16 protein-coding genes and 1 pseudogene are annotated in these 21653 nt (G+C 72.0%); 12 read left to right on the forward strand and 5 right to left on the reverse strand.

Going from position 1 to position 21653, the window contains the following annotated elements; all coding sequences use genetic code 11:
* Both AOK11_RS05380 and AOK11_RS05385 read right to left on the reverse strand, forming a co-directional pair.
* Positions 1-2515, reverse strand: a 2515-nt coding sequence (locus tag AOK11_RS05380) for a tetratricopeptide repeat protein (RefSeq protein ID WP_055592474.1), incomplete at its 3' end; no start/stop codon positions are given.
* Positions 2512-4362: an HSP90 family protein gene (locus AOK11_RS05385; protein ID WP_055592486.1), complete on the reverse strand. Its 1851-nt coding sequence runs from the start codon at positions 4360-4362 to the stop codon at positions 2512-2514. The genes AOK11_RS05380 and AOK11_RS05385, both read right to left, overlap by 4 nt.
* 343 nt (positions 4363-4705) lie before the next feature.
* Between AOK11_RS05385 and recG the strand changes: the two genes are divergently transcribed.
* From recG to mutM, 8 genes are all read left to right on the forward strand, one after another.
* Positions 4706-6943: an ATP-dependent DNA helicase RecG gene (recG, locus tag AOK11_RS05390; RefSeq protein WP_055592475.1), complete on the forward strand. Its 2238-nt coding sequence runs from the start codon at positions 4706-4708 to the stop codon at positions 6941-6943.
* Between the two features lie 61 nt (positions 6944-7004).
* Positions 7005-7592 carry a 16S rRNA (guanine(966)-N(2))-methyltransferase RsmD gene (rsmD, locus tag AOK11_RS05395; RefSeq protein ID WP_055592476.1) on the forward strand — a complete coding sequence of 196 codons (588 nt, stop codon included), beginning with the start codon at positions 7005-7007 and terminating at the stop codon, positions 7590-7592.
* Positions 7593-7618: 26 nt separating this feature from the next.
* Positions 7619-8098 carry a pantetheine-phosphate adenylyltransferase gene (coaD, locus tag AOK11_RS05400; RefSeq protein ID WP_055592477.1) on the forward strand — a complete coding sequence of 160 codons (480 nt, stop codon included), beginning with the start codon at positions 7619-7621 and terminating at the stop codon, positions 8096-8098.
* A gap of 187 nt (positions 8099-8285) precedes the next feature.
* A complete protein-coding gene (locus AOK11_RS05405; RefSeq protein ID WP_055592478.1) occupies positions 8286-9410 on the forward strand; it encodes a hypothetical protein in 1125 nt (374 codons plus the stop codon).
* 206 nt (positions 9411-9616) lie between these two features.
* Complete coding sequence (locus AOK11_RS05410) at positions 9617-10261, forward strand: YceD family protein (RefSeq protein WP_055592479.1); 645 nt, start codon at positions 9617-9619, stop codon at positions 10259-10261.
* Positions 10262-10263: 2 nt separating this feature from the next.
* Positions 10264-10437, forward strand: coding sequence for a 50S ribosomal protein L32 (rpmF, locus tag AOK11_RS05415; protein ID WP_003951102.1), 174 nt, complete (start codon positions 10264-10266; stop codon positions 10435-10437).
* A gap of 7 nt (positions 10438-10444) precedes the next feature.
* Positions 10445-11296 (forward strand): ribonuclease III, encoded by an 852-nt coding sequence (rnc, locus tag AOK11_RS05420; RefSeq protein WP_206188782.1) that lies wholly within the window; start codon positions 10445-10447, stop codon positions 11294-11296.
* 148 nt (positions 11297-11444) lie between these two features.
* On the forward strand, positions 11445-12305 hold the full coding sequence (mutM, locus tag AOK11_RS05425; RefSeq protein WP_055592481.1) for a bifunctional DNA-formamidopyrimidine glycosylase/DNA-(apurinic or apyrimidinic site) lyase: 861 nt from the start codon (positions 11445-11447) through the stop codon (positions 12303-12305).
* Here mutM and AOK11_RS05430 read toward each other — a convergent pair.
* Together AOK11_RS05430 and AOK11_RS05435 are read right to left on the reverse strand one after the other, a co-directional pair.
* Positions 12278-12688 (reverse strand): winged helix-turn-helix transcriptional regulator, encoded by a 411-nt coding sequence (locus AOK11_RS05430; protein WP_055592482.1) that lies wholly within the window; start codon positions 12686-12688, stop codon positions 12278-12280. The two genes, mutM and AOK11_RS05430, sit on opposite strands and share 28 nt — an antisense overlap.
* Positions 12689-12869: 181 nt before the next feature.
* Entirely contained in the window at positions 12870-14189 is a 1320-nt protein-coding gene (locus AOK11_RS05435) for a CAP domain-containing protein (protein WP_055592483.1), read from the reverse strand.
* Between the two features lie 164 nt (positions 14190-14353).
* Here AOK11_RS05435 and AOK11_RS05440 point away from each other — a divergent pair, with 164 nt between their 5' ends.
* The 4 genes from AOK11_RS05440 (at position 14354) to AOK11_RS05455 (ending at position 20768) form a co-directional block, all read left to right on the forward strand.
* The gene (locus tag AOK11_RS05440) at positions 14354-14635 is read left to right on the forward strand and encodes an acylphosphatase (protein WP_042168058.1); all 282 of its coding nucleotides are present in this window, start codon (positions 14354-14356) and stop codon (positions 14633-14635) included.
* A gap of 380 nt (positions 14636-15015) precedes the next feature.
* Positions 15016-15219 carry a hypothetical protein gene (locus tag AOK11_RS05445; protein ID WP_004924871.1) on the forward strand — a complete coding sequence of 68 codons (204 nt, stop codon included), beginning with the start codon at positions 15016-15018 and terminating at the stop codon, positions 15217-15219.
* A gap of 251 nt (positions 15220-15470) precedes the next feature.
* A complete protein-coding gene (gene smc, locus AOK11_RS05450) occupies positions 15471-19115 on the forward strand; it encodes a chromosome segregation protein SMC (protein WP_055592484.1) in 3645 nt (1214 codons plus the stop codon).
* 234 nt (positions 19116-19349) lie between these two features.
* The gene (locus AOK11_RS05455; protein ID WP_055592485.1) at positions 19350-20768 is read left to right on the forward strand and encodes a sugar porter family MFS transporter; all 1419 of its coding nucleotides are present in this window, start codon (positions 19350-19352) and stop codon (positions 20766-20768) included.
* Positions 20769-20974: 206 nt separating this feature from the next.
* Here the strand turns inward: AOK11_RS05455 and AOK11_RS44535 are convergent.
* Positions 20975-21412 (reverse strand): annotated as a pseudogene (locus AOK11_RS44535) (LLM class flavin-dependent oxidoreductase); the annotation flags it as partial.
* Positions 21413-21653 lie beyond the last annotated feature (241 nt).

Consider the following 21653-nt stretch of genomic DNA (forward strand, 5'->3'; position numbering starts at 1 on the left):
GCAGCGTGAGCCACGCGCGGGCGCGCAGCGAGCGCACCAGACCGGGCGCGTCGCCGACCGTGCGCCACAGCTCGCCCGCGCGCGCGTAGGCCCGCTCCGCCTCGTCGGTCAGGCCCGCCTGCTCCAGGCTGGACGCGGCCAGATGGGCCAGCGTCGCGTGGTCCTGCTGCTCCGGCCAGTGCCGGGCGATCTCGGCGGCCTGCAACCGCCGCTCGGCGGCGTCCCGGTGCTCGCCCAGCTCACCGAGGCAGTCCCCGAGCCACCAGAGCGCCTGCACGACCGCCCCCTCGCCGTGCGTCCCGGCGGTCACGTCCGGCAGTACGGACTCCAGCACCTCGGCCGCCTCGGCCCACCGCCCGCGCCGCAGCAGGAACCCGCCGAGCTGATGCCGCGCCCAGGCTCCCAGCGTCGGCCCCTCGCCCGCCTCGTCGGCCCAGTGCGCCGCCTCCAGGGCGTGGTCCGCGGCCTCCGCCACCCGCCCGAGCCCACCGGTGACCTCGGCGAGCTGCAGATGCAGCTGCGCCCGCCCGACCGGCTCCAGGTACGGCCCGCCGTGCTCCAGGGCCGCCCGCAGCGCCCGCTCGGCGCCGTCGACGTCGCCGAGATGGTGGGCGAGCTGCGCCAGCCGGGCCTCGTACTCCACCGCGAACCACGGCAGCCCCGCCGCGACGAACGCCCCGGCGGCCCGCGCGGACAGGTCCGCGGCGGTTTCCACGTCCCCGGCGTGCCCCGCCAGCTCGCCGAGCATCGCCTGCGCCTCGGCGGCCCGCGCGGCGAGCCGGACGTCCTCGCCGGTGTGCCCCTCCACGAGCGCGATCACCGCGCGTACGGCGGTCACGGCCTCCTCCAGGACGGCGTCCTCGAGGTCCTCCCCGGCGGCGTGCACACGCCGGGTCAGGATCCGTGCCCGTGCCATCAGCACCGACGCCGTCTGCCGCAGGCCCGTACCGCCGGCGGCGTACAGCGCGAGGATCTCCTCGTGCGGCCCGGCCACCGCCGCGAGCGCCTCGTCCACCCGGCCCGCCAGCGCATGGACGTACGCGGCACGCGCGCGTGCCGCCAGGGCCTCCCCGGGGTCGCCCGCCTCCGTGTACAGCTCGGCGGCCCGCTCGAAGAGGCCGGTGGCCCCGGGGCCGAGGGCCATCGCCTCGTGGTCGGCGATCTCCGCGCGGTCGCGGGGCTCCAGGACGGCGTCACCCCCCGCTGCCTCCGCCTCCTCCGCGGCGCGCGCCACCGCCGCCCACGCCTCCACGGCGTGCGGCTGCAGGGTGTCCGACATCCGCCGCGCCTCGACGAGCAGCGCGGGCAGCGCCACATCGCCGGAGGACTCCGTGCCGGGCTCCGCCGACGTCCCGGCACCCGGCGACACCGGGCGCTCGGGCACACGTATCGGGGACGCGCCCGAGGGCCGTACGCCGAGCGGCAGCCGGTCCACCAGCGGACGGCGCGCCATCCGCGCGCGGGCCCGCTCGCTGACGTACTCCGTGCCGTTGCGCTCGTCGAAACGGGCCGCCAGAGCGAGCGCCTGGGCCCGCGCGTGCGGGGCGAGTTCCGCGGCGGTCCAGGTCCGCCCGGCCGGCCCGGGGACCCGGCCGGCGCCCAGGCCGAGCTCCGTCAGCCGGTCCATGAGCAGCGTCACCACGCTCAGGAAGTCCAGCTTGCTGCGCGGATGACCCTCGTCGGTGAAGTAGGCGGGCCGCTCCGCGAGCAGTTCGAGGGCGCGCGCCTCGTTGCCGCTCAGCGTGCAGAACTCCACATGGTCCGCGTAGGCGCCGCGCATGCTCTCCATGGGCCGGACCAGCCGGAAACCGCGCAGATGGTGGGCGCGCGCCTCGTCCGCGCGGCCCAGCCGCAACAGCGGCAGCAGGGAGGACGCGAGGGCCGTGTGCGGTTCGTGGGCACAGGCGAACTCGCCCTCCAGGACCGGCCGCCACAGCTCGAGCGCCTCCTCGTCCCGCCCGTTGTGCGCCTGCCACCAGCCCTGCCCGTGCAGTTCACACGCGTGGCAGTCGGCCATGGTGTCCCGGTCGGCGGCCAGCCACGCGGCGTACGCCCGCTCGGCCCGCGGCATGTCCCCGACATGCGCGGCCACACTGAACTCGGCGCTGCGCACCGCCCGTTCGGAATGACCGGCCAGCCGGTAGCGGTGCTCCATCTCGCCGAACCACTTCTCGATCGACGCGAGCGGGATGTGCGGCTGGCCGAGCATGCCGGCCGACATCCACTTGAAGACCCAGTGCAGCGCATGCGTCTCGTACTCGTCGAAGTCCTCGGGGCGTTCGTCCCACATGCGCAGCAGGCGCGCGAAGGGGACGAACATCTTTCCCTTCTCCGAGCTGTAGTTGTAGACCTTCAGCTGGTGCCCGAGCGCCTCGATGACGGCGAGCGGGATGTTCAGCTTCTCGGCCTCGAGCAGCAGGTGCTCCGCGCGCGCGTTGCGGGCCGGCCCCTCCGGCTGCTCGGAGTTCTCGCCCATCGCGCGGCGCAGGGAATCGAAATCGGTGATCGGACTCATCGGTGGGAGCCCCCCGTGGACTCGTCGTCGTGGGTGGCCCACTCCAGCAGGCCGAGGAACGCCCGGTTGAGCAGCGCCGAGTCGGCCGGCCGCAGCTGCCGCTGCGCCATCAGCAGCGCCTGCCCGTACAACGACTCGGTCGCGGTGCCGATGAGTTCGGGGTCGCCCAGCGAACCGATCCGCCGTACCAGCGGGTTGAGATGGTTGAGCACCAGACGTGCCCGCGGGGCGCTGCCGCGCAGCGAGCCGAGGATGCCGGCCCACAAGTCGTCGGCCCCCGACTCCGCCTCGGCGCGCGCCTGCTCGTGCCGGGACTCCCGGTCGTCCAGGTGCAGGGCGGGCACGGACAGCGGGTGGAACGCGCGCAGGACGACGTCGCAGCCCAGCGGATCCAGTCTGGCCCGCGCGGCGGCCAGGAAGCCCGACAGGGCCAGCTCCTCGGCCGGGTCCACCGCGTCCAGATGGGCGGTGACCGTGTCCGCGTCCAGTTCGGCGACCACGGTGCCCGGCCGCACCGCCGGCAGCGCCTCGACCAGCTCGCTGTCGTACGTGTAACCACCGTTGACCACGCCGATGCCCTGCGCGGACGCGATCGGCGCGACCTGCCGGTACTCCTCGACGGTCCGCGTGAAGTGCACCATCGGGTGCCGCTGCGCGAACTCCTCCAGGGACAGCCGCCCGTCCGTCGTCTCGAACGGCAGCCAGGGCAGCATGGTGCGCAGCATCTCCCGGTCGTGCCGCGCGAGCGCCTTCACGCCCAGGTGGTGCACCGACAGGAACGCCGCGAGCCGCTCCGGGTCACCGGCGGCCAGCCCGGTCAGCCAGCCGCGGACCCGCTCGCCCAGCGCCTCCCGGATCCCGGCCAGCGTCTCGTCCTCGTACAGCGACTCGCGTGAGGCCGTGGGCCGCAGACTGTCCGTGTCCAGGACGCAGCGCACGAAGAAGGCCCAGTCGGGCAGCAGCTGTTCGGCCCGTTCGGTCAGCAGCATGCCCTTCAGGTGCACGCGGTGCCCCGCGCGCTGGGCCGGACTGACCGCCGAGGGCAGCACGTACGCCACTCCGCGCACCCCGGCCAGTGGCACGTCCAGGTCGATGGAGTCCAGCGGGGTGAAGCCGAACAGGTCGTGACAGTGCCGGGCGAGCGCCACCCTGCGGGCCGCGGGGCTCGGATACGCACGGTCCCAGGGCGCGGGCAGCTCGGTGACCGCCTCCCCGCCCACCCGCACGTCGTACGGCAGCAGCGAGCCGAAGTCCCGGGCCAGCGACAGGACCCGCTCCTCGGCCAGCCACTCGGCGGACCCGGTCCGCGCCACCAGGTGCACGGTGGTGCCCGGTTCGGGCCGCGCCTCGTGCGGCAGCGTCCGCACCGTGTACGAACCGTCGTCGCGCGCCGTCCACTCCACGGGCGGCGCGTCCGGCGTCCGCGAGCTGCGGCTGACCACGCGGATCCGCTCGGCCACCACGAAGCAGGCGAGCAGTCCGATGCCGAACTGCCCGAGGAAGTCCGAGCGGGCCTCCTGCAGACCCTCGGCGCGCTTGGAACTGCGTCCGATGGTGGCGAGCAGGTTGTGCACGTCCGCCTCGGTGAGGCCGACGCCGGTGTCCTCCACCCGCAGCGCGCCCGCCTCCACGGACAGCCGCACGCGGGCGGGGGCGTCCGGATCCTCGGCGCGGCGGGCGGTGATGGCGTCCACCGCGTTCTGCAGCAGCTCGCGCAGATAGACCTTGGGACTGGAATAGAGGTGATGGGAGAGCAGGTCCACCAGGCCGCGAAGATCGACCTGGAACGTATGGGGCGACTGGGGTGAGCCGGATGCCTGGGGTGCCTGAGAGATCTGGGAGTCCATCGTCACGGCGCCGGTGGGGGGACTCTTGACGGCGCGGGGTCGGGCGGTCCCGGTGAGGCGGTGACCGCAGGGATGGCCGGAGCGTTGGCGCGTCATCCTAGAGCCCGGGACACTCCTCTGACCAGGGAATTCCCGATCCTTCCCCCCGAGCTTTTCCCGCAGGGGGGAACCCCACTCGCCGCACCGGGCCCGGACCCGGGTGCCTCCGGTACGAGCCCCGGGCCCCGACGCGCCGAGAGCACGCACCTCACGCCGCGAGGCCCGCTCTCCGGGCGGACGGCGCGCGTCGGGCGACAGGGCCGGTGGCACCGGCGTTCCCGCGTTGTCAGTGCCGTGGTGTGCAATGGATCCCGTGCCCGCATTGCAAAAACCGTCGCGAGAACCACTGCAGCAGCCGCTGAAGTCGGTGCTCGGCCCTCCCACCGCGAAGGTGATGGCCGAGCACCTCGGCCTGCACACGGTCGGCGACCTCCTCCACCACTACCCCCGCAGATACGAGGAGCGCGGCCAGCTCACCCACCTCGCCGACCTCCCCATGGACGAGCACGTCACCGTGGTCGCCCAGGTTGCCGACGCCCGCCTGCACACCTTCGCCTCCACCAAGGCCCCGCGCGGCAAGGGCCAGCGCCTGGAGGTCACCATCACGGACGGCAGCGGGCGGCTCCAACTCGTCTTCTTCGGCAGCGGAGTCCACAAGCCGCACAAGGAACTCCTGCCGGGCACCCGCGCGATGTTCGCCGGCAAGGTCTCCGTCTTCAACCGCCGCCTCCAGCTCGCCCACCCCGCGTACGAGCTGCTGCGAGGCGATCCGGAGGAGAGCGTCGAGACCTGGGCCGGCGCGCTCATCCCGCTCTACCCCGCCACCGCCAAACTGGAGTCCTGGAAGATCGGCAAGGCACTCCAGACCGTTCTGCCCCACGCCCGGGACGCCGTGGACCCCCTCCCCGGCACGCTGCGCGAGGGGCGCGGTCTGCTCCCGCTCCCCGAGGCCCTGCTGAAGATCCACCGGCCGCACACCAGGGCGGACGTCGAGGAAGCCCGCGCCCGCCTGAAATGGGACGAGGCCTTCGTCCTCCAGGTCGCCCTCGCCCGCCGCCGTCACGCCGACGCCCTGCTCCCCGCCGTCGCCCGCCGACCGAAGCCCGACGGCCTGCTGGCCGCCTTCGACGACCGGCTCCCCTTCACGCTCACCGACGGCCAGCAGAAGGTCTCCGCAGAGATCTTCGACGACCTCGCCACCGAACATCCGATGCACCGGCTGCTCCAGGGCGAGGTCGGCAGCGGAAAAACCATGGTCGCGCTGCGCGCCATGCTCGCCGTCGTCGACGCCGGGGGACAGGCGGCCATGCTGGCGCCCACCGAGGTGCTCGCCCAGCAGCACCACCGTTCGATCACCGAGATGATGGGCGAACTGGCCGAGGGCGGCATGCTGGGCGGGACGGAGTATGCCACGAAGGTGGTGCTGCTCACCGGCTCGATGGGCGCGGCGGCCCGTCGCCACGCGCTGCTCGACCTGGCCACCGGCGAGGCCGGCCTCGTGATCGGCACCCACGCGCTGATCGAGGACAAGGTGCAGTTCCACGACCTGGGCCTGGTCGTCGTCGACGAGCAGCACCGGTTCGGCGTCGAACAGCGCGACGCCCTGCGCGGCAAGGGCAAACAGCCCCCGCACCTGCTCGTCATGACCGCCACCCCCATCCCGCGCACGGTCGCGATGACCGTCTTCGGCGACCTGGAGACCTCCGTCCTGGACCAGCTCCCGGCCGGCCGCTCGCCCATCGCCAGCCATGTCGTCCCCGCCGCCGACAAACCCCACTTCCTGGCCCGCGCCTGGGAGCGGGTCCGCGAGGAGGTCGGGAACGGCCACCAGGCGTACGTGGTCTGCCCGCGCATCGGGGACGAGGAGGACGACCCGAGGAAGGCCGGGAAGGCGAAGTCCGCGTCCTCCGCGGACGACGCCGAGAAGCGCCCGCCGCTCGCCGTCCTCGATGTCGCCGCACACCTGGCCGAGGGGCCCCTGAGCGGCCTGCGCGTGGAGGTCCTGCACGGCAGGATGCAGCCGGACGACAAGGACGCCGTCATGCGCCGCTTCGCGGCCGGCGAAACCGATGTCCTGGTCGCCACCACCGTCATCGAGGTCGGTGTCAACGTTCCCAACGCCACGGCCATGGTGATCATGGACGCGGACCGCTTCGGCGTCTCCCAGCTCCATCAGCTGCGCGGCCGGGTCGGCCGCGGCTCGGCCCCCGGCCTGTGCCTGCTCGTCACCGAGATGCCCGAGGCGAGCCCGGCCCGGCAGCGGCTCGGCGCGGTCGCCGGCACCCTCGACGGCTTCGAGCTCTCCCGCCTCGACCTCGAACAGCGCCGCGAGGGCGACGTCCTGGGCCAGGCCCAGTCCGGCACCCGTTCCAGCCTGCGCGTGCTCGCCGTCATCGACGACGAGGAGGTCATCGCCGAAGCCCGAGAGGAGGCCACCGCGGTCGTCGCCGCCGATCCCGAACTGGAGCGCCTGCCGGGACTGCGCACCGCGCTGGCGGCCCTGCTGGACGACGAGAGGGAGCAGTACCTGGAGAAGGGCTGACAGACTGGGTCGGCCGGCCTCCGGGCACCGCCGGCACACCGACGAGGACAAGGACGAGGACATGACCCGCGTGATCGCCGGCCGGGCCGGCGGACGCCGCCTGGGCGTACCGCCGGGCAGCGGCACCCGCCCCACCTCCGACCGCGCGCGCGAAGGCCTGTTCTCCACCTGGCAGGCCCTCCTCGGCGGCCCGCTGGAGGGCGAGCGCGTCCTCGACCTGTACGCCGGTTCCGGCGCCGTCGGCCTGGAGGCCCTGTCCCGGGGAGCCGCACACACCCTCCTCGTCGAGGCCGATGCCAGAGCCGTCCGCACGGTCCGGGACAACGTCAGGGCACTGGGGCTGCCCGGTGCCGAGGTCAGACCGGGCAAAGCGGAGCAGATCATCCGTACGCCCCCGCCGGCCGACCCGTACGACCTCGTCTTCCTCGACCCCCCGTACGCCGTTTCCGACGACGATCTTCGCGAGATCCTGCTCACACTCCGTACCGGGGGCTGGCTCGCGGACGAAGCCCTCGTCACCGTGGAGCGCAGCACCAGAGGCGGGGAGTTCGCGTGGCCGCCCGGCTTCGAGGCGCTCCGGGCCCGTCGCTACGGAGAGGGAACGTTTTGGTACGGTCGCGCCGCCTCTACGTGCGAAGACGCACGATGACCGGACCGGAGAGCGAGGGATCACCAGTGCGCCGCGCCGTCTGCCCCGGGTCGTTCGACCCCATCACCAATGGACATCTCGACATCATCGGCCGCGCCTCGAGCCTCTACGACGAGGTCTACGTCGCGGTGATGATCAACCAGTCCAAGAAGGGCCTCTTCGAGGTCGAGGAACGGATCGACCTGATCGGCCGGGTCACCGCCGAGTACGGGAACGTCCGGGTCGAGGCCTTCCACGGCCTGCTCGTCGACTTCTGCAAGCAGCGCGGCATCCCCGCCATCGTCAAGGGCCTGCGCGCGGTCAGCGACTTCGACTACGAACTGCAGATGGCCCAGATGAACAACGGCCTCTCGGGCGTGGAGACCCTCTTCATCCCCACCAACCCGACCTACAGCTTCCTGTCGTCCTCCCTGGTCAAGGAGGTCGCCACCTGGGGCGGCGACGTCTCGCACCTGGTGCCCCCGGAGGTCTTCTCCGCCCTCTCCGAGCGCCTCCGCAAGGACTGAGAGCCCTCCCGCGCACGGTCCGGGCGCCGCCCGCGCAAGCACTGAGCGCCCGGCGAAGCCGGACAGGCCCCGGGCCGGGAGCCGCCGGCCCCCGGGCAATCCGCCGGGCGGTGTTCCCCATCCGCCCCAGGGCCGTACAGTCGTTGCGTCCGTCTCCAACACAGCTGTAGAGAGTGGCGAGCACACGGTGGACGTGCAGAAGAAGCTGGACGAGATCGTCGACCTGGTCTCCGGGGCCCGCTCGATGCCCATGTCGGCCTCGTGCGTGGTCAACCGCGCCGACCTGCTCTCGATGCTCGAAGAGGTGCGCGCGGCGCTGCCCGACTCCCTCGCCCAGGCCCAGGAACTCATCGGCGGCCGCGAGCAGATGGTCGAGCAGGCGCGTCAGGAGGCCGAGCGGATCATCGAGGGCGCGCACGCCGAGCGCGGCTCCCTGATCTCCGGCACGGAGGTCGCCCGCCGCTCCCAGTCCGAGGCCGACCGGATCCTCGGCGAGGCCCGCAAGGAGGCCGAGGAGGTCCGCGCCGAGGCCGACGACTACGTCGACTCCAAGCTCGCCAACTTCGAGGTCGTCCTCACCAAGACCCTCGGCTCCGTCGGCCGCGGGCGCGAGAAGCTGCTCGGCACCGGGCCCGGTCTCGACGAGCAGGGCTACGAGGACGAGGACGCCCCCGAGCGCAGCCACGACCCGGAGACCCTGCGCCGCAGCGCCGACGAGTACGTCGACGTCAAGCTCGGCGCCTTCGAGGCGGTCCTCGCCAAGACCCTGGAGGCGGTCGGCCGGGGCCGCCAGACCCTGCACGGCCGGATCGCCAGCGACGACCTCGGCGCCCTGGCCGAGGACATGACGACGGTCCAGCACTCCAGCGACGCCGACTACCTCGCCGACCTCGCGGCCATGTCGGACGCCCCGGTCCAGCGGCCCGCCCGGCCCCAGCAGGTCGTGCCCGAGCAGCCCCAGCGGGCTCCGCAGGCCGCCCAGCAGGACTACGCCCAGCAGGAACAGGCGTACGGCTACGCGCAGCAGAACCAGCAGCCCGATCCGTACGGCGGCTACCCGCAGCAGTACGACGGCGGACAGGACCCCTACGGCTACCCGCAGCAGGCCGCCGCTCAGCAGGCCGACCCGTACGCCGCCTACCAGGGCTACGAGACGCCGCAGCAGCCGGCCTACGACCCCGGACAGGGCCGTCAGGACTACGCCCCGCAGCAGCAGAACCCGGCGGCCCTCGACGAGGCCAGCCTCTTCGACACCAGCATGATCAGTGCCGAGCAGTTGCGCGCCTACGAACAGGGCCGCGGCAACGGCTGACCGTCCGGCCGCGGCCCGTGCGGCGTCCGGGGCTGGGCCCGGCCCCGGGCCGGCCACCGGCCCGGATTGGGACGAGAGCCGAAGGTCCAGTATCCTGGCTCATCGGTCGTGTGTGCGCTGCTCCGACTCCGTAGACGTGCGCGATCCACGCTGCCCGGGAACACCACGGGACAGCGTTTCTCCGAGTTCGAAGATCGAAAGCAGGAATGGCTCTGAACGCCCGCCTCGACCACCGCAATCCCCTCGTGTTCGACACGCACGAGCTGGGACGGAGGCCGGGCGCGCTGCAGCGCCTGACCCGCTCGATCGAGGCGCCCAGGGACCTCGGGATCCAGGGAGTCATCGGAGTGCCGGAAGGCGCCCCGGTGGAGCTCGAACTCCGGCTCGAGTCGGTCATGGAAGGTGTGCTTGTCACAGGCACCGCCCGTGCGACGGCCGAGGGGGAGTGCGTAAGGTGTCTGGAGCCGCTCGAGCAGGAGCTCGTCGCGGAATATCAGGAGATGTTCTCGTACCCTGACGCCGACGACCGGGGCCGTGTGAAGGCGGAACCGGGCGACGACGCCGAGGACGACGAGGACAGGCTCCCCCTCGAGGACGGCATGTTCGACCTCGAGCCCGTGCTGCGCGATGCGGTGGTGCTCGCACTGCCGATGCAGCCGGTGTGCCAGGACGACTGCCCCGGCCTGTGCTCCGAATGCGGAGCCCGGCTCGCGGACGACCCGGACCACCACCACGACGCCGTCGACATCCGTTGGGCGGCACTGCAGGGACTCGCCGGTTCACCCGAAGATGGCGAGAAGGACGAGATGAGCGGCGCCGAACCGGGCGTCGACGAGAAGCAGGAGAAGTAGCCGTGGCTGTTCCGAAGCGGAAGATGTCGCGCAGCAACACGCGCCACCGCCGGTCGCAGTGGAAGGCTGCGGTCCCCACCCTGGTTGCGTGCGAGCGCTGCCACGAGCCCAAGCAGCAGCACATCGCGTGCCCGTCTTGCGGCACCTACAACAAGCGCCAGGTCCTCGAGGTCTGAGCGGCTGGTGAGAGGCACTGTGTCCACGCCCAAGAAGCAGTCGCCCCGCGCGAGCGAGAGCGGATCGGCGGAGCACCAGGCCTCGTCCCACACGCTTCTGGAAGGGCGGCTCGGCTATCAGCTCGAGTCCGCCCTTCTGGTGCGCGCGCTGACCCACCGTTCCTACGCGTACGAGAACGGCGGTCTGCCGACGAACGAGCGGCTGGAGTTCCTCGGGGACTCCGTGCTCGGTCTCGTCGTCACGGACACGCTGTACCGCACCCACCCCGATCTGCCCGAAGGCCAGCTGGCCAAGCTGCGGGCCGCGGTGGTCAATTCGCGTGCGCTGGCGGAGGTGGGCCGCGGGCTCGACCTCGGTTCCTTCATCCGGCTCGGCCGCGGTGAAGAGGGCACAGGTGGCCGGGACAAGGCATCCATCCTCGCCGACACCCTCGAAGCGGTGATCGGCGCGGTCTATCTCGACCAGGGACTCGACTCGGCGGCGGAGCTGGTGCACCGTCTGTTCGACCCGCTGATCGAGAAGTCCTCCAACCTCGGTGCCGGCCTGGACTGGAAGACCAGTCTCCAGGAACTCACCGCGACCGAAGGACTCGGTGTGCCCGAGTACCTGGTCACGGAGACCGGCCCCGACCACGAGAAGACCTTCACTGCTGCCGCCCGCGTCGGAGGCGTCTCGTACGGCACCGGCACCGGCCGCAGCAAGAAGGAGGCGGAGCAGCAGGCCGCCGAGTCTGCCTGGCGGTCCATCCGGGCCGCGGCGGACGAGCGAGCCGAGGCGGCTGCCTCGACCGAAGCGGCCGGCCCGGCCGCCGACGCGAGCGCCGAGCCTGCCGCCGACACGTCGGCGGCCTCCGCCTGACGATCCGTACGCGGATCGATCGGATCACGCGGCACCCGCGGTCTTCGGGGTGTTCGCACTTCACGCAGACCGTGACCCGAGTTCCCGCCCCCTGCCGGGGCGGGAACTCGGGTCGCGGTCGTCAAGAGAGGTCCTCGGAGGGGGAACCATGCCCGAGCTGCCCGAGGTCGAGGTCGTACGGCGCGGACTGGAGCGGTGGGTCGCCCACCGGACCGTCGCCGCGGCCGAGGTGCTGCACCCGCGCGCGGTCCGTCGCCACCTCGCCGGTGCCGACGACTTCGCACACCGCCTGAAGGGTCACCGCGTCGGTGTCCCCGGCCGCCGCGGCAAGTACCTGTGGCTGCCCCTGGAGGACTCGGACCAGTCGGTCCTGGCCCACCTCGGCATGAGCGGTCAGCTGCTGGTCCAGCCGCACAACGCGGCGGACGAGAAGCACCTGCGTGTGAGGGTCCGCTTCACCGACGACCTGGACACCGAGCTCCGTTTCGTCGACCAGCGCACCTTCGGCGGGCTCTCGCTGCACGACAACACCCCCGACGGGCTGCCCGACGTCATCGCGCACATCGCCCGCGACCCCCTCGACCCGCTCTTCGACGACGAGGCATTCCACCGGGCGCTGCGCCGCAAGCGGACCACGATCAAGCGGGCCCTGCTGGACCAGTCGCTGATCAGCGGAGTGGGCAACATCTATGCGGACGAGGCGCTGTGGCGGGCCCGCATCCACTACGAGCGCCCCACGGAGACCTTCACCCGCCCACGCTCCCAGCTCCTCCTGGACCACGTCCGGGACGTGATGAACGCAGCCCTCGCGGTGGGCGGCACCAGCTTCGACAGCCTGTACGTCAACGTCAACGGCGAATCGGGCTACTTCGACCGGTCCCTGGACGCCTACGGCCGGGAGGGCCTGCCCTGCCGCCGGTGCGGTACGCCGGTGCGCCGGCGGCCCTGGATGAACCGGTCCAGCTACTTCTGCCCGAGGTGTCAGAGGGCCCCGCGCGCCTCGTCGTAGCTCTCGCGGGCCCGGAGCACGTCGTCCATGCTGCTCTCCAGGAAACGGATGAGGGACAGCACGTGCCGCGCCACCTCGTGGCCCAGCGGGGTGAGTTCGTAGTCCACCCGGGGAGGATTGGTCGGCTGCGCCTCGCGGTGCACCAGGCCGTCGCGCTCCAGCGCGTGCAGAGTCTGGGAGAGCATCTTCTCGCTCACGCCGTCGACCCGGCGGCGCAGCTCGTTGAAGCGCAGCGAACCCCCGCACAGCGCTCCGAGCGTCAGCGCGCCCCAGCGTCCCGTCACATGCTCCAGCGTGCCGCGCGACGGGCACACTCGGGCGAACGCGTCGTAGGGGAGCCGCTGCTCCGCCGGGTCCTCCGGGTGCGGCCGCGTGCTTGTCATGCCTTCAGCGTACTTCGGCCCAGCGCCTACCAAGGGAGCGCGCTTACCGCACGACAGTGCCGGGAGGCCTGGTGAGAAGGGGACGGGAGGTGTGGGGGAAGCGCGTACGGCGGCCCGGGACGTCCCGGGCCGCCGTACGTTTTCGTGCGCGTACTGCTGTGAACCTCTGGTACGGGAACCTCTAGTAGCCGAAGTTCTGGGTCCACCACGGGCCGCCGGAGCCGAAGTGCACGCCCACGCCCAGGGTCTTGAAGTCACAGTTCAGGATGTTCGCCTTGTGGCCGGGGCTGTCCATCCAGGCCTCCATCACGGCTGCGGCGCTGGCCTGGCCGCGGGCGATGTTCTCCCCGCCCAGGTCGGATATCCCGGCCGCCGACGCCCGGTCCCACGGCGTGTCGCCGTCGGGGTCAGTGTGGTCGAAGAAGCCGCGGCCGGCCATGTCCTTGCTGAACTCCGTGGCCAGAGCGGTCAGTGAGCTGTTCGCGGCCACCGGGCTGCAGCCCACCTTGGCCCGCTCCTGGTTGACCAGCTGGAGCACCTGGGCTCCGGCGGCGGTCTCCTCGGACACGGTCACCGGGCTGCTGGGCGCCTTCTCCTCCGGTTGCGGGGCGGTCTTGCGCTCCGGAGCCGTCGTCTTCTCCGACACCTCCTCGCTCGGTGTCGTCGAGGGCTTCTCCTCCGCCGCCTCGGCCTCCGCGGGAGTCTTCTTCTCCGGCGTCTTCGTCGCCTTCCTGTCGGACGAGTCCGACGGCGAGGGCTTGGGGGAGGCGGCGCGGTCGGAGTCACGGCTCGCGGGGTTGCCGGCGTCGCGGATCGGGCTCTCGAGACTGCCCGAGGTGCCGCCCAGTTCGCCGGGTGCGTTGGTCGGGGTGCCCGCGGCCTCGACACTGTCGCCGGGGGCGCGGTCGCCTCCCAGCTTGTAGTTCTCGAGACCGGGAACCGCGCCCGTGGCCACCGCGACCGTGCCGAGGGCCACCGCGGCGGACACCCCGAGCAGGCCGGTGCGGACCGGGGTCGCAGCCTTCTTCTTCCGGCGTCGTCCGCCCGAGTGCCGGTCGCTCTCGCCGGGTGTGAAGCCGTCGTCCGGGGAGCCGCCCTGCTGCGGGATGCCCCCGCGCCGGAAGTCGTCACTGGCGAACACGGCCGTGTCGGCGGCGGCCGTGTCTGCGGACCGGGGGCGGCTCGGGCCCGCGGCGAAGCCGTCTTCCTGGTGGCCGGTCTCATGGTGGGGGTTTCCGTAGAAGCCGCCCTGCGTGAAGTGCCCCGCGTAGCCGCCCCCGGGAGCGTCCTCCGTCGCGAAGAGGTAGGCCTCGCTCCGCGCGGACGTATCGGCGTACGCCTCCGGGTTCAGATAGGGGGCGATACCCATGGTCGGAGCGTCTTCGGCGTGAGCGCCCAGCAGGCTGTGGCCTCCGTCGTACAGGTCGTCGTGCTGAGTGACCCCCGTGGCGGCGCGGCCCGTGGCGGCGCGGCCGGCGGCGGAGCGTCGGTGGCGTCCCATGTCCTGGCCTTCCTCGTCCTTGCGTCGGTCGACTCGTCCTCGCGTTCAACACGAAACTCACACCAACGAGTGAGTTTCATATGAGATTCATTCGATCGGGACGGTACCGCATGCCGCCAGGGGAGGGAGTGCCCCGAGTGACATTGTCCGGTTAGGTTGCAGGCATGAGCGAGGATGTGCGACTGGTGGCCTGGGTGAGGGGACGCGTCCAAGGTGTGGGTTTCCGCTGGTTCACGCGGGCCAAGGCGCTGGAGATCGGCGGCCTGAGTGGCTTTGCTCTCAATTTGGCGGACGGACGCGTCCAAGTGGTCGCGGAAGGCTCCCGCGAGCGGTGCGACGGGCTGCTCGACTGGCTCCAGGACGGCGACACGCCCGGACGTGTGGACGGTGTCACCGAGATCTGGGACACGCCCCGAGGCGGATACGACGGCTTCGCCATCCGCTGAGCCCACCGTCCCCGGAGAGCCTCCGTGTGCGCCGGGCCGCCGCCGCGAGAGGCTCTGCGGAGCGGAAAAGTCCTGGTGATTGCCAAGGCCCGCGAGATCGTGGGAAGCTCCCCCGCGCCGACGGCCGCCACGCCGAAAGTGCCCGCGGGAATTGCGGCGCGGCCGCCCGACGGCCGTGTGCGCCGGGTCATCGGCCGATACGGCGTGTGATCGTGTTGACCGTCAAACTTTTTGGTGAGACGCTGAAAGTCCCCGCGCACCTTAGCTGTTTGGCATGGCTGAACGGCAGTACAACTCCAGGTCTGCCAAGCATCGCGGGTGCTCATCCCTCACGACCCACACCGCACAGGTCGGTCACGCATTGTGGAGGACCATCCATCATGGCAAAGGCGCTTCTCGGTTACGTCGGCGGCTCCGACCCGCGACTCCTCGCCGAGATGCGACGGCTCCAGCAGCGCGTCCAGGACCTGGAATCCGAACTCGTACGGATCCAGGCGGAGAACGACGAGCTTGCGGCTGCCGCTTCTCACGACAGGATCATGGAGAGCGTTGACGCACACCAGGCGGAGCCTGCGCTGACCTGATCACTGCACCGCTCCACCACGGCGCAGCAGTGGTCGGTCCGCCCGTCACCACCGCCACGTTGTCAGAAGTGCAAGGGACGCCACGGCGTCCCTTCTTTCCTGCCTCCGCACCCCCCGCGCCGCCCGGGTCCCCCAATTCCTTGCCCCGCGCATCCTTTCACCGTCTTTAACGTCTGGTGTGCCCTGCGCGTTCACCCGTGAAACCGCCGGTGCATGGAGTGGGACATCCCGGGCGGGTAAAGTCCGGCTGCGTGCATCTCAAGGCCCTGACCCTCCGTGGCTTCAAGTCGTTCGCCTCGGCGACCACGCTCCGGTTCGAACCGGGGATCACGTGCGTCGTCGGTCCGAACGGCTCGGGCAAGTCCAATGTCGTGGACGCGCTCAGCTGGGTCATGGGCGAACAGGGCGCCAAGTCGCTGCGCGGCGGCAAGATGGAGGACGTCATCTTCGCCGGCACCACGGGCCGCCCGCCGCTCGGCCGGGCCGAGGTGTCCCTGACCATCGACAACGCCGACGGGGCCCTGCCCATCGAGTACGCCGAGGTCACCATCACGCGGATCATGTTCCGCAACGGCGGCAGCGAGTACCAGATCAACGGCGACACCTGCCGCCTCCTGGACATCCAGGAACTGCTCTCCGACTCCGGCATCGGCCGTGAAATGCACGTCATCGTCGGCCAGGGCCAGCTGGACTCCGTCCTGCACGCCGACCCGATGGGCCGCCGCGCCTTCATCGAGGAGGCCGCGGGCGTCCTCAAGCACCGCAAGCGCAAGGAGAAGGCGCTGCGCAAGTTGGACGCGATGCGGGCCAACCTCGCACGCGTGCAGGACCTCACCGACGAACTGCGGCGCCAGCTCAAGCCCCTCGGCCGCCAGGCGGCGGTCGCCCGGAAGGCCGCCGTCATCCAGGCCGACCTGCGCGACGTCCGCCTGCGCCTGCTCGCCGACGACCTCGCGCGTCTGCGCGAGGCCCTCACGGCGGAGATCGCCGACGAGGCCGCCCTCAAGGAACGCAAGGACACCGCCGAGCAGGAACTGCGCAAGGCCCTCCAGCGCGAGGCGGTCCTCGAGGAGGAGGTCCGCCGCCTCGCCCCGCGCCTGCAGAACGCCCAGCAGACCTGGTACGAGCTGTCCCAGCTCGCCGAGCGGGTCCGCGGCACCATCTCGCTCGCCGACGCGCGCGTGAAGAGCGCCGGCTCCGCACCCCCCGAGGAGCGCCGCGGCCGCGACCCCGAGGACCTGGAGCGCGAGGCCGCCCGCGTCCGCGAACAGGAGGCCGAGCTGGAGGCAGCCCTCGAAGCCGCCGAACGCGCCCTGGAGGACACGGTCGCCCACCGTGCCGAGCTGGAACGCGAACTCGCCCAGGAGGAGCGGCGCTTGAAGGACACCGCGCGTGCCATCGCCGACCGGCGGGAGGAGCTCGCCCGCCTCACCGGCAAGGTCGGCGCCGCCCGCTCGCGCGCCGCGGCGGCCCAGGCAGAGATCGAGCGCCTGGCGGCCGCCCGTGACGAGGCCCGGGAACGGGCCGCCGCCGCCCAGGAGGAGTACGAGACCCTGCGGGCCGAGGTCGACGGCCTCGACGCCGACGACGCGGAACTCGCCGGACAGCACGACGGGGCCAGGCAGCGTCTCGCCCGGGCCGAGGCCGCCCTCACCGCCGCCCGAGAGGCGGCCACCGCCGCCGAACGCGAGCGCGCGGCGACCCGGGCCCGCCACGAGGCCCTCGCCCTGGGCCTGCGCCGCAAGGACGGCACCGGCGCGCTGCTCGCGGCCCAGGACCGGCTCACCGGACTGCTCGGCCCCGCCGCCGAACTGCTCACCGTCGTCCCCGGCCACGAGACCGCCCTCGCCGCGGCCTTCGGGGCCGCCGCCGACGCCCTGGCCGTGACCGGGCCCTCCGCCGCCGCCGAGGCGATCCGCCTGCTGCGCAAACAGGACGCGGGCCGCGCCGCCCTGCTCCTGGCCGCTGCCCCGGACACGTCGCGTGCCGGAGCACCCGACGGCCCGCACGAGCGGCGGGCCGACGGTTCGTACGGGTCGCACGAGCCGTCCGGAGGACACGAGCCGCTCACCGGCGTGCCCGACGGCCCGCGGTACGCCGCCGATCTGGTGCGCGGCCCCGCCGAACTGCTGCCCGCCGTACGCCGGCTGCTGCGCGGGACCGTCGTCGTCGGCACCCTGGAGGACGCCGAGGCGCTGCTGTACGCGCGACCCGAGCTGACCGCCGTGACCGCCGAAGGCGACCTGCTGGGCGCGCACTTCGCGCACGGCGGCTCGGCGGGTGCCCCGAGCCTGCTGGAGGTGCAGGCCTCCGTGGACGAGGCCGCCGCCGAGCTGGAGGTGCTTGCCGTGCGGTGCGAGGAGCTGACCCGGGCGCAGCACGCGGCGACCGAGGAGCGCGGCCGGTGCGCCGCCCTCGTCGAGGAACTGGGGGAGCGGCGCCGGGCGGCCGACCGGGAGAAGTCCTCCGTCGCCCAGCAGCTCGGCCGGCTCGCCGGGCAGGCCCGCGGGGCCGCCGGGGAGGCCGAGCGGTCCGCCGCCGCCGCGGCCCGGTCGCAGGAAGCCCTCGACAAGGCGCTCGGCGACGTGGAGGAACTCGCCGAACGGCTCGCCGTCGCCGAGGAGATGCCGTTCGACGAGGAGCCCGACACCTCCGTGCGCGACCGGCTCGCCGCCGACGGGGCCAACGCCCGGCAGACCGAGATGGAGGCCCGTCTCCAGGTGCGGACGCACGAGGAGCGCGTCAAAGGACTCACCGGGCGGGCCGACTCCCTGGAACGGGCCGCCCGCACGGAACGCGAGGCACGCGCGCGTGCCGAGCAGCGGCGCGCCCGCCTGCGGCACGAGGCGGCCGTCGCCGAGGCCGTCGCCGCCGGCGCCCGGCACCTGCTCGCGCACGTCGAGGTGTCCCTCGCGCGTGCCGACGAGGAGCGCGCCACCGCCGAGGCGGCGAAGGCCCACCGCGAGCAGGAACTCGCCCGCGCGCGGACCGAGGGACGCGATCTCAAGGCAGAACTCGACAAGTTGACGGATTCAGTTCACCGGGGTGAGGTACTCGGCGCCGAGAAACGGCTGCGGATGGAGCAGTTGGAGACCAAGGCGCTGGAGGAACTGGGTGTCGAACCGGGGGGACTGGTGGCGGAGTACGGCCCGCACCAGCTGGTGCCGCCCTCGCCCCCCGCCGAGGGAGAGCAGCTGCCGGATGATCCGGAGCACCCGCGCAACAGGCCCCGCCCCTTCGTGCGGGCCGAGCAGGAGAAGCGCCTGAAGACGGCCGAGCGCGCGTACCAGCAGCTCGGCAAGGTGAACCCGCTCGCCCTGGAGGAGTTCGCCGCGCTGGAGGAACGCCACCAGTTCCTCGGCGAGCAGCTGGAGGACCTGAAGAAGACCCGCGCGGATCTGCTCCAGGTCGTCAAGGAGGTCGACGAGCGCGTCGAGCAGGTCTTCAGCGAGGCCTACTGGGACACGGCCAGGGAATTCGAGGGAGTCTTCTCCCGGCTGTTCCCCGGCGGCGAGGGGCGGCTGGTGCTGACCGACCCCGACAACATGCTCACCACGGGCGTGGACGTCGAGGCGCGTCCGCCGGGGAAGAAGGTCAAGCGGCTGTCGCTGCTCTCGGGCGGCGAGCGGTCGCTGACCGCCGTGGCGCTGCTGGTGTCGATCTTCAAGGCGCGGCCGAGCCCGTTCTACGTCATGGACGAGGTCGAGGCCGCTCTCGACGACACCAACCTCCAGCGGCTCATCCGGATCATGCAGGAGCTGCAGGAGGCCTCGCAGCTGATCGTGATCACACACCAGAAGCGCACCATGGAGGTCGCCGACGCGCTCTACGGCGTCTCCATGCAGGGCGACGGTGTGTCCAAGGTCATCAGCCAGCGCCTCCACCGGGCGACCTGACGGGTCACCCGGTCACCTTCGGGCTCCTTGGCTTCACATGATGAACTCAAGCTCGCCACAACTGTCCCCGAATCCTGCGAAATATCTGACCATTTCGCGACCCATCCCCTCTCTTGACTTCAAAACTTGAAGACATAGTCTCGACGTCGTCGTATTTACCTTCAGGCACCTTCAGGTGGACCTCGAAGGGCTGACCCCACCCGGCGACGATGCCGGTGGCCCGAGGAGTTACACGTGACCAGCGCAGCGCAGGCACAGAAGTCAGGAGCCGGTACGGCTCACCCCGAGCATCTCGGGCACGTCGTCTTCATCGCGGCGTCGGCCGCCATGGGCGGTTTCCTCTTCGGCTACGACAGTTCCGTGATCAACGGCGCCGTCGAGGCCATCCGCGACCGCTACGACATCGGTTCGGCCGCTCTCGCGCAGGTCATCGCGATCGCGCTGATCGGCTGTGCCATCGGTGCCGCCACCGCAGGCCGCGTGGCCGACCGCATCGGCCGCATCCGGTGCATGCGGATCGCCGCGGTCCTGTTCACCGTCAGCGCCATCGGCTCCGCCCTCCCCTTCTCCCTCTACGACCTCGCCTTCTGGCGGGTCGTCGGCGGCATAGCCATCGGCATGGCCTCCGTCATCGGCCCGGCCTACATCGCCGAGGTCGCCCCGCCCGCCTACCGCGGCCGGCTCGGCTCCTTCCAGCAGGCCGCGATCGTCATCGGCATCGCCGTGTCGCAGCTGGTCAACTGGGGCATCCTGAACGCCGCCGGCGGCGACCAGCGCGGCGAACTCCTGGGCCTGGAGGCCTGGCAGCTCATGCTCGGCATCATGGTCGTCCCGTCCGTGGTCTACGGACTGCTCTCCTTCGCCATCCCGGAGTCCCCGCGCTACCTGATCTCCGTCGGCAAGCGCGAGCAGGCCCGGAAGATCCTGGGCAAGGTCGAGGGACAGGACATCGACCTGGACGCCCGCGTCACCGAGATCGAGTCGGCCATGCACAGCGAGGAGAAATCCCGCTTCAAGGACCTGCTCGGCGGCAGTTTCTTCTTCAAGCCGATCGTCTGGGTCGGTATCGGCCTCTCGGTCTTCCAGCAGTTCGTCGGCATCAACGTCGCGTTCTACTACTCCTCGACGCTGTGGCAGTCGGTGGGCGTCGACCCGACGGACTCGTTCTTCTACTCCTTCACCACGTCGATCATCAACATCGTCGGCACCGTCATCGCGATGATCTTCGTCGACCGCATCGGCCGCAGGCCGCTCGCGATCATCGGCTCCGTCGGCATGGTGATCGGCCTCGCACTGGAGGCTTGGGCGTTCTCCTTCGATCTCGTCGACGGCAAGCTCCCCGCCACCCAGGGCTGGGTCGCGCTGGTCGCCGCCCACATATTCGTCCTCTTCTTCGCCCTGTCGTGGGGTGTGGTCGTCTGGGTCATGCTCGGCGAGATGTTCCCCAACCGGATCCGCGCCGCCGCCCTGGGCGTGGCCGCCGCCGCGCAGTGGATCGCCAACTGGGCCATCACCGCGAGCTTCCCCTCGCTGGCCGACTGGAACCTGTCGACGACCTACGTGATCTACACCGTGTTCGCCGCGCTCTCCATCCCGTTCGTCCTGAAGTTCGTCAAGGAGACGAAGGGCAAGGCCCTGGAGGAAATGGGCTGACCGCGGCCGCGAGGCCGATGCCGACGGGCCCCCTCGGGGCCGGCCCGTCCCATGAACCGAGGAGAAGGGTTCAAGTCCCCGCTGCCCCTCTCCTCGTACCCCCGCCGCCCCGGCCCGGACCCCGTCCGGGCCGGGGCGGCGGTGTGCCGTACACCCGCCGGCCGCCCATCGGCCGCACCCCTGGAGCCGGGAGACTCGTCCGCCTGCCGGGGCAGCACCTGCTCCGCGAACAGACGCAGGCTGCGCCACCCCTCGTCCACCGGCATCCCGCCGGCCGGCGGATGCAGCACATACGTGTCGTGCCCCAGCCCCGCACACTCCTCGGGCGTGAGAATCCGGCACACGCCCTCTGCGCGCAGCTCCTCCACCGTCGTGGCTGCCGACCGCACCGCCGAGCGGGTCCCGGCCGGCTGCCAGGACGCGTAGGTGCGCGCCTCGTGCAGGAAGTGCCGTCCGTGGAGCGCCCACGCGCGGTCCGGTTCCTCGGCCACGTGCAGCAGCGGGGTCCGCGGGGCCGGCATCCTCGTCCAGCCCTCGGTGCCGTACTCGGTGAGCCGTTCCTTGTAGTACGTCTCCAGCTCCGGCGGGTGCGCGCCGGGGCAGAACGGCAGCCCGAGCCGGGCGGCCCGGGCGGCTGCGGGGCGGACGGTAGCCGGTGGAGCGTCCGATCACCAGACCGCCGGCGCCGGGCGGCACGGACCGTGTCGTGCGGGCCGCCATCGGCGCGACCGGGAAGCCCATGGCTGATACTGGGGCTGTTATGGACATCCTCATCCTTGCTGTAGTCATCGCCGTGGTCGTGATCGGCGCGCTCGGCGGGCTCATCGTCGGCAGCCGCCGCAAGAAGCAGCTGCCCCCGCCGCCGCCCGCCGAGCGCGCCGATCA

The organism is Streptomyces hirsutus, assembly GCF_001418415.1.
In the GTDB taxonomy this organism is placed as follows: domain Bacteria; phylum Actinomycetota; class Actinomycetes; order Streptomycetales; family Streptomycetaceae; genus Streptomyces; species Streptomyces hirsutus.

Excerpts from the sequence above, each read along its gene's own strand:
- AOK11_RS05385 (WP_055592486.1), bottom strand. The coding sequence starts at position 4,362 with ATGGACTCCCAGATCTCTCAGGCACCCCAGGCATCCGGCTCACCCCAG.
- recG (WP_055592475.1), top strand. The coding sequence starts at position 4,706 with ATGGATCCCGTGCCCGCATTGCAAAAACCGTCGCGAGAACCACTGCAG.
- rsmD (WP_055592476.1), top strand. The coding sequence starts at position 7,005 with ATGACCCGCGTGATCGCCGGCCGGGCCGGCGGACGCCGCCTGGGCGTA.
- AOK11_RS05410 (WP_055592479.1), top strand. The coding sequence starts at position 9,617 with ATGGCTCTGAACGCCCGCCTCGACCACCGCAATCCCCTCGTGTTCGAC.
- mutM (WP_055592481.1), top strand. The coding sequence starts at position 11,445 with ATGCCCGAGCTGCCCGAGGTCGAGGTCGTACGGCGCGGACTGGAGCGG.
- AOK11_RS05430 (WP_055592482.1), bottom strand. The coding sequence starts at position 12,688 with ATGACAAGCACGCGGCCGCACCCGGAGGACCCGGCGGAGCAGCGGCTC.
- AOK11_RS05435 (WP_055592483.1), bottom strand. The coding sequence starts at position 14,189 with ATGGGACGCCACCGACGCTCCGCCGCCGGCCGCGCCGCCACGGGCCGC.
- AOK11_RS05440 (WP_042168058.1), top strand. The coding sequence starts at position 14,354 with ATGAGCGAGGATGTGCGACTGGTGGCCTGGGTGAGGGGACGCGTCCAA.
- AOK11_RS05445 (WP_004924871.1), top strand. The coding sequence starts at position 15,016 with ATGGCAAAGGCGCTTCTCGGTTACGTCGGCGGCTCCGACCCGCGACTC.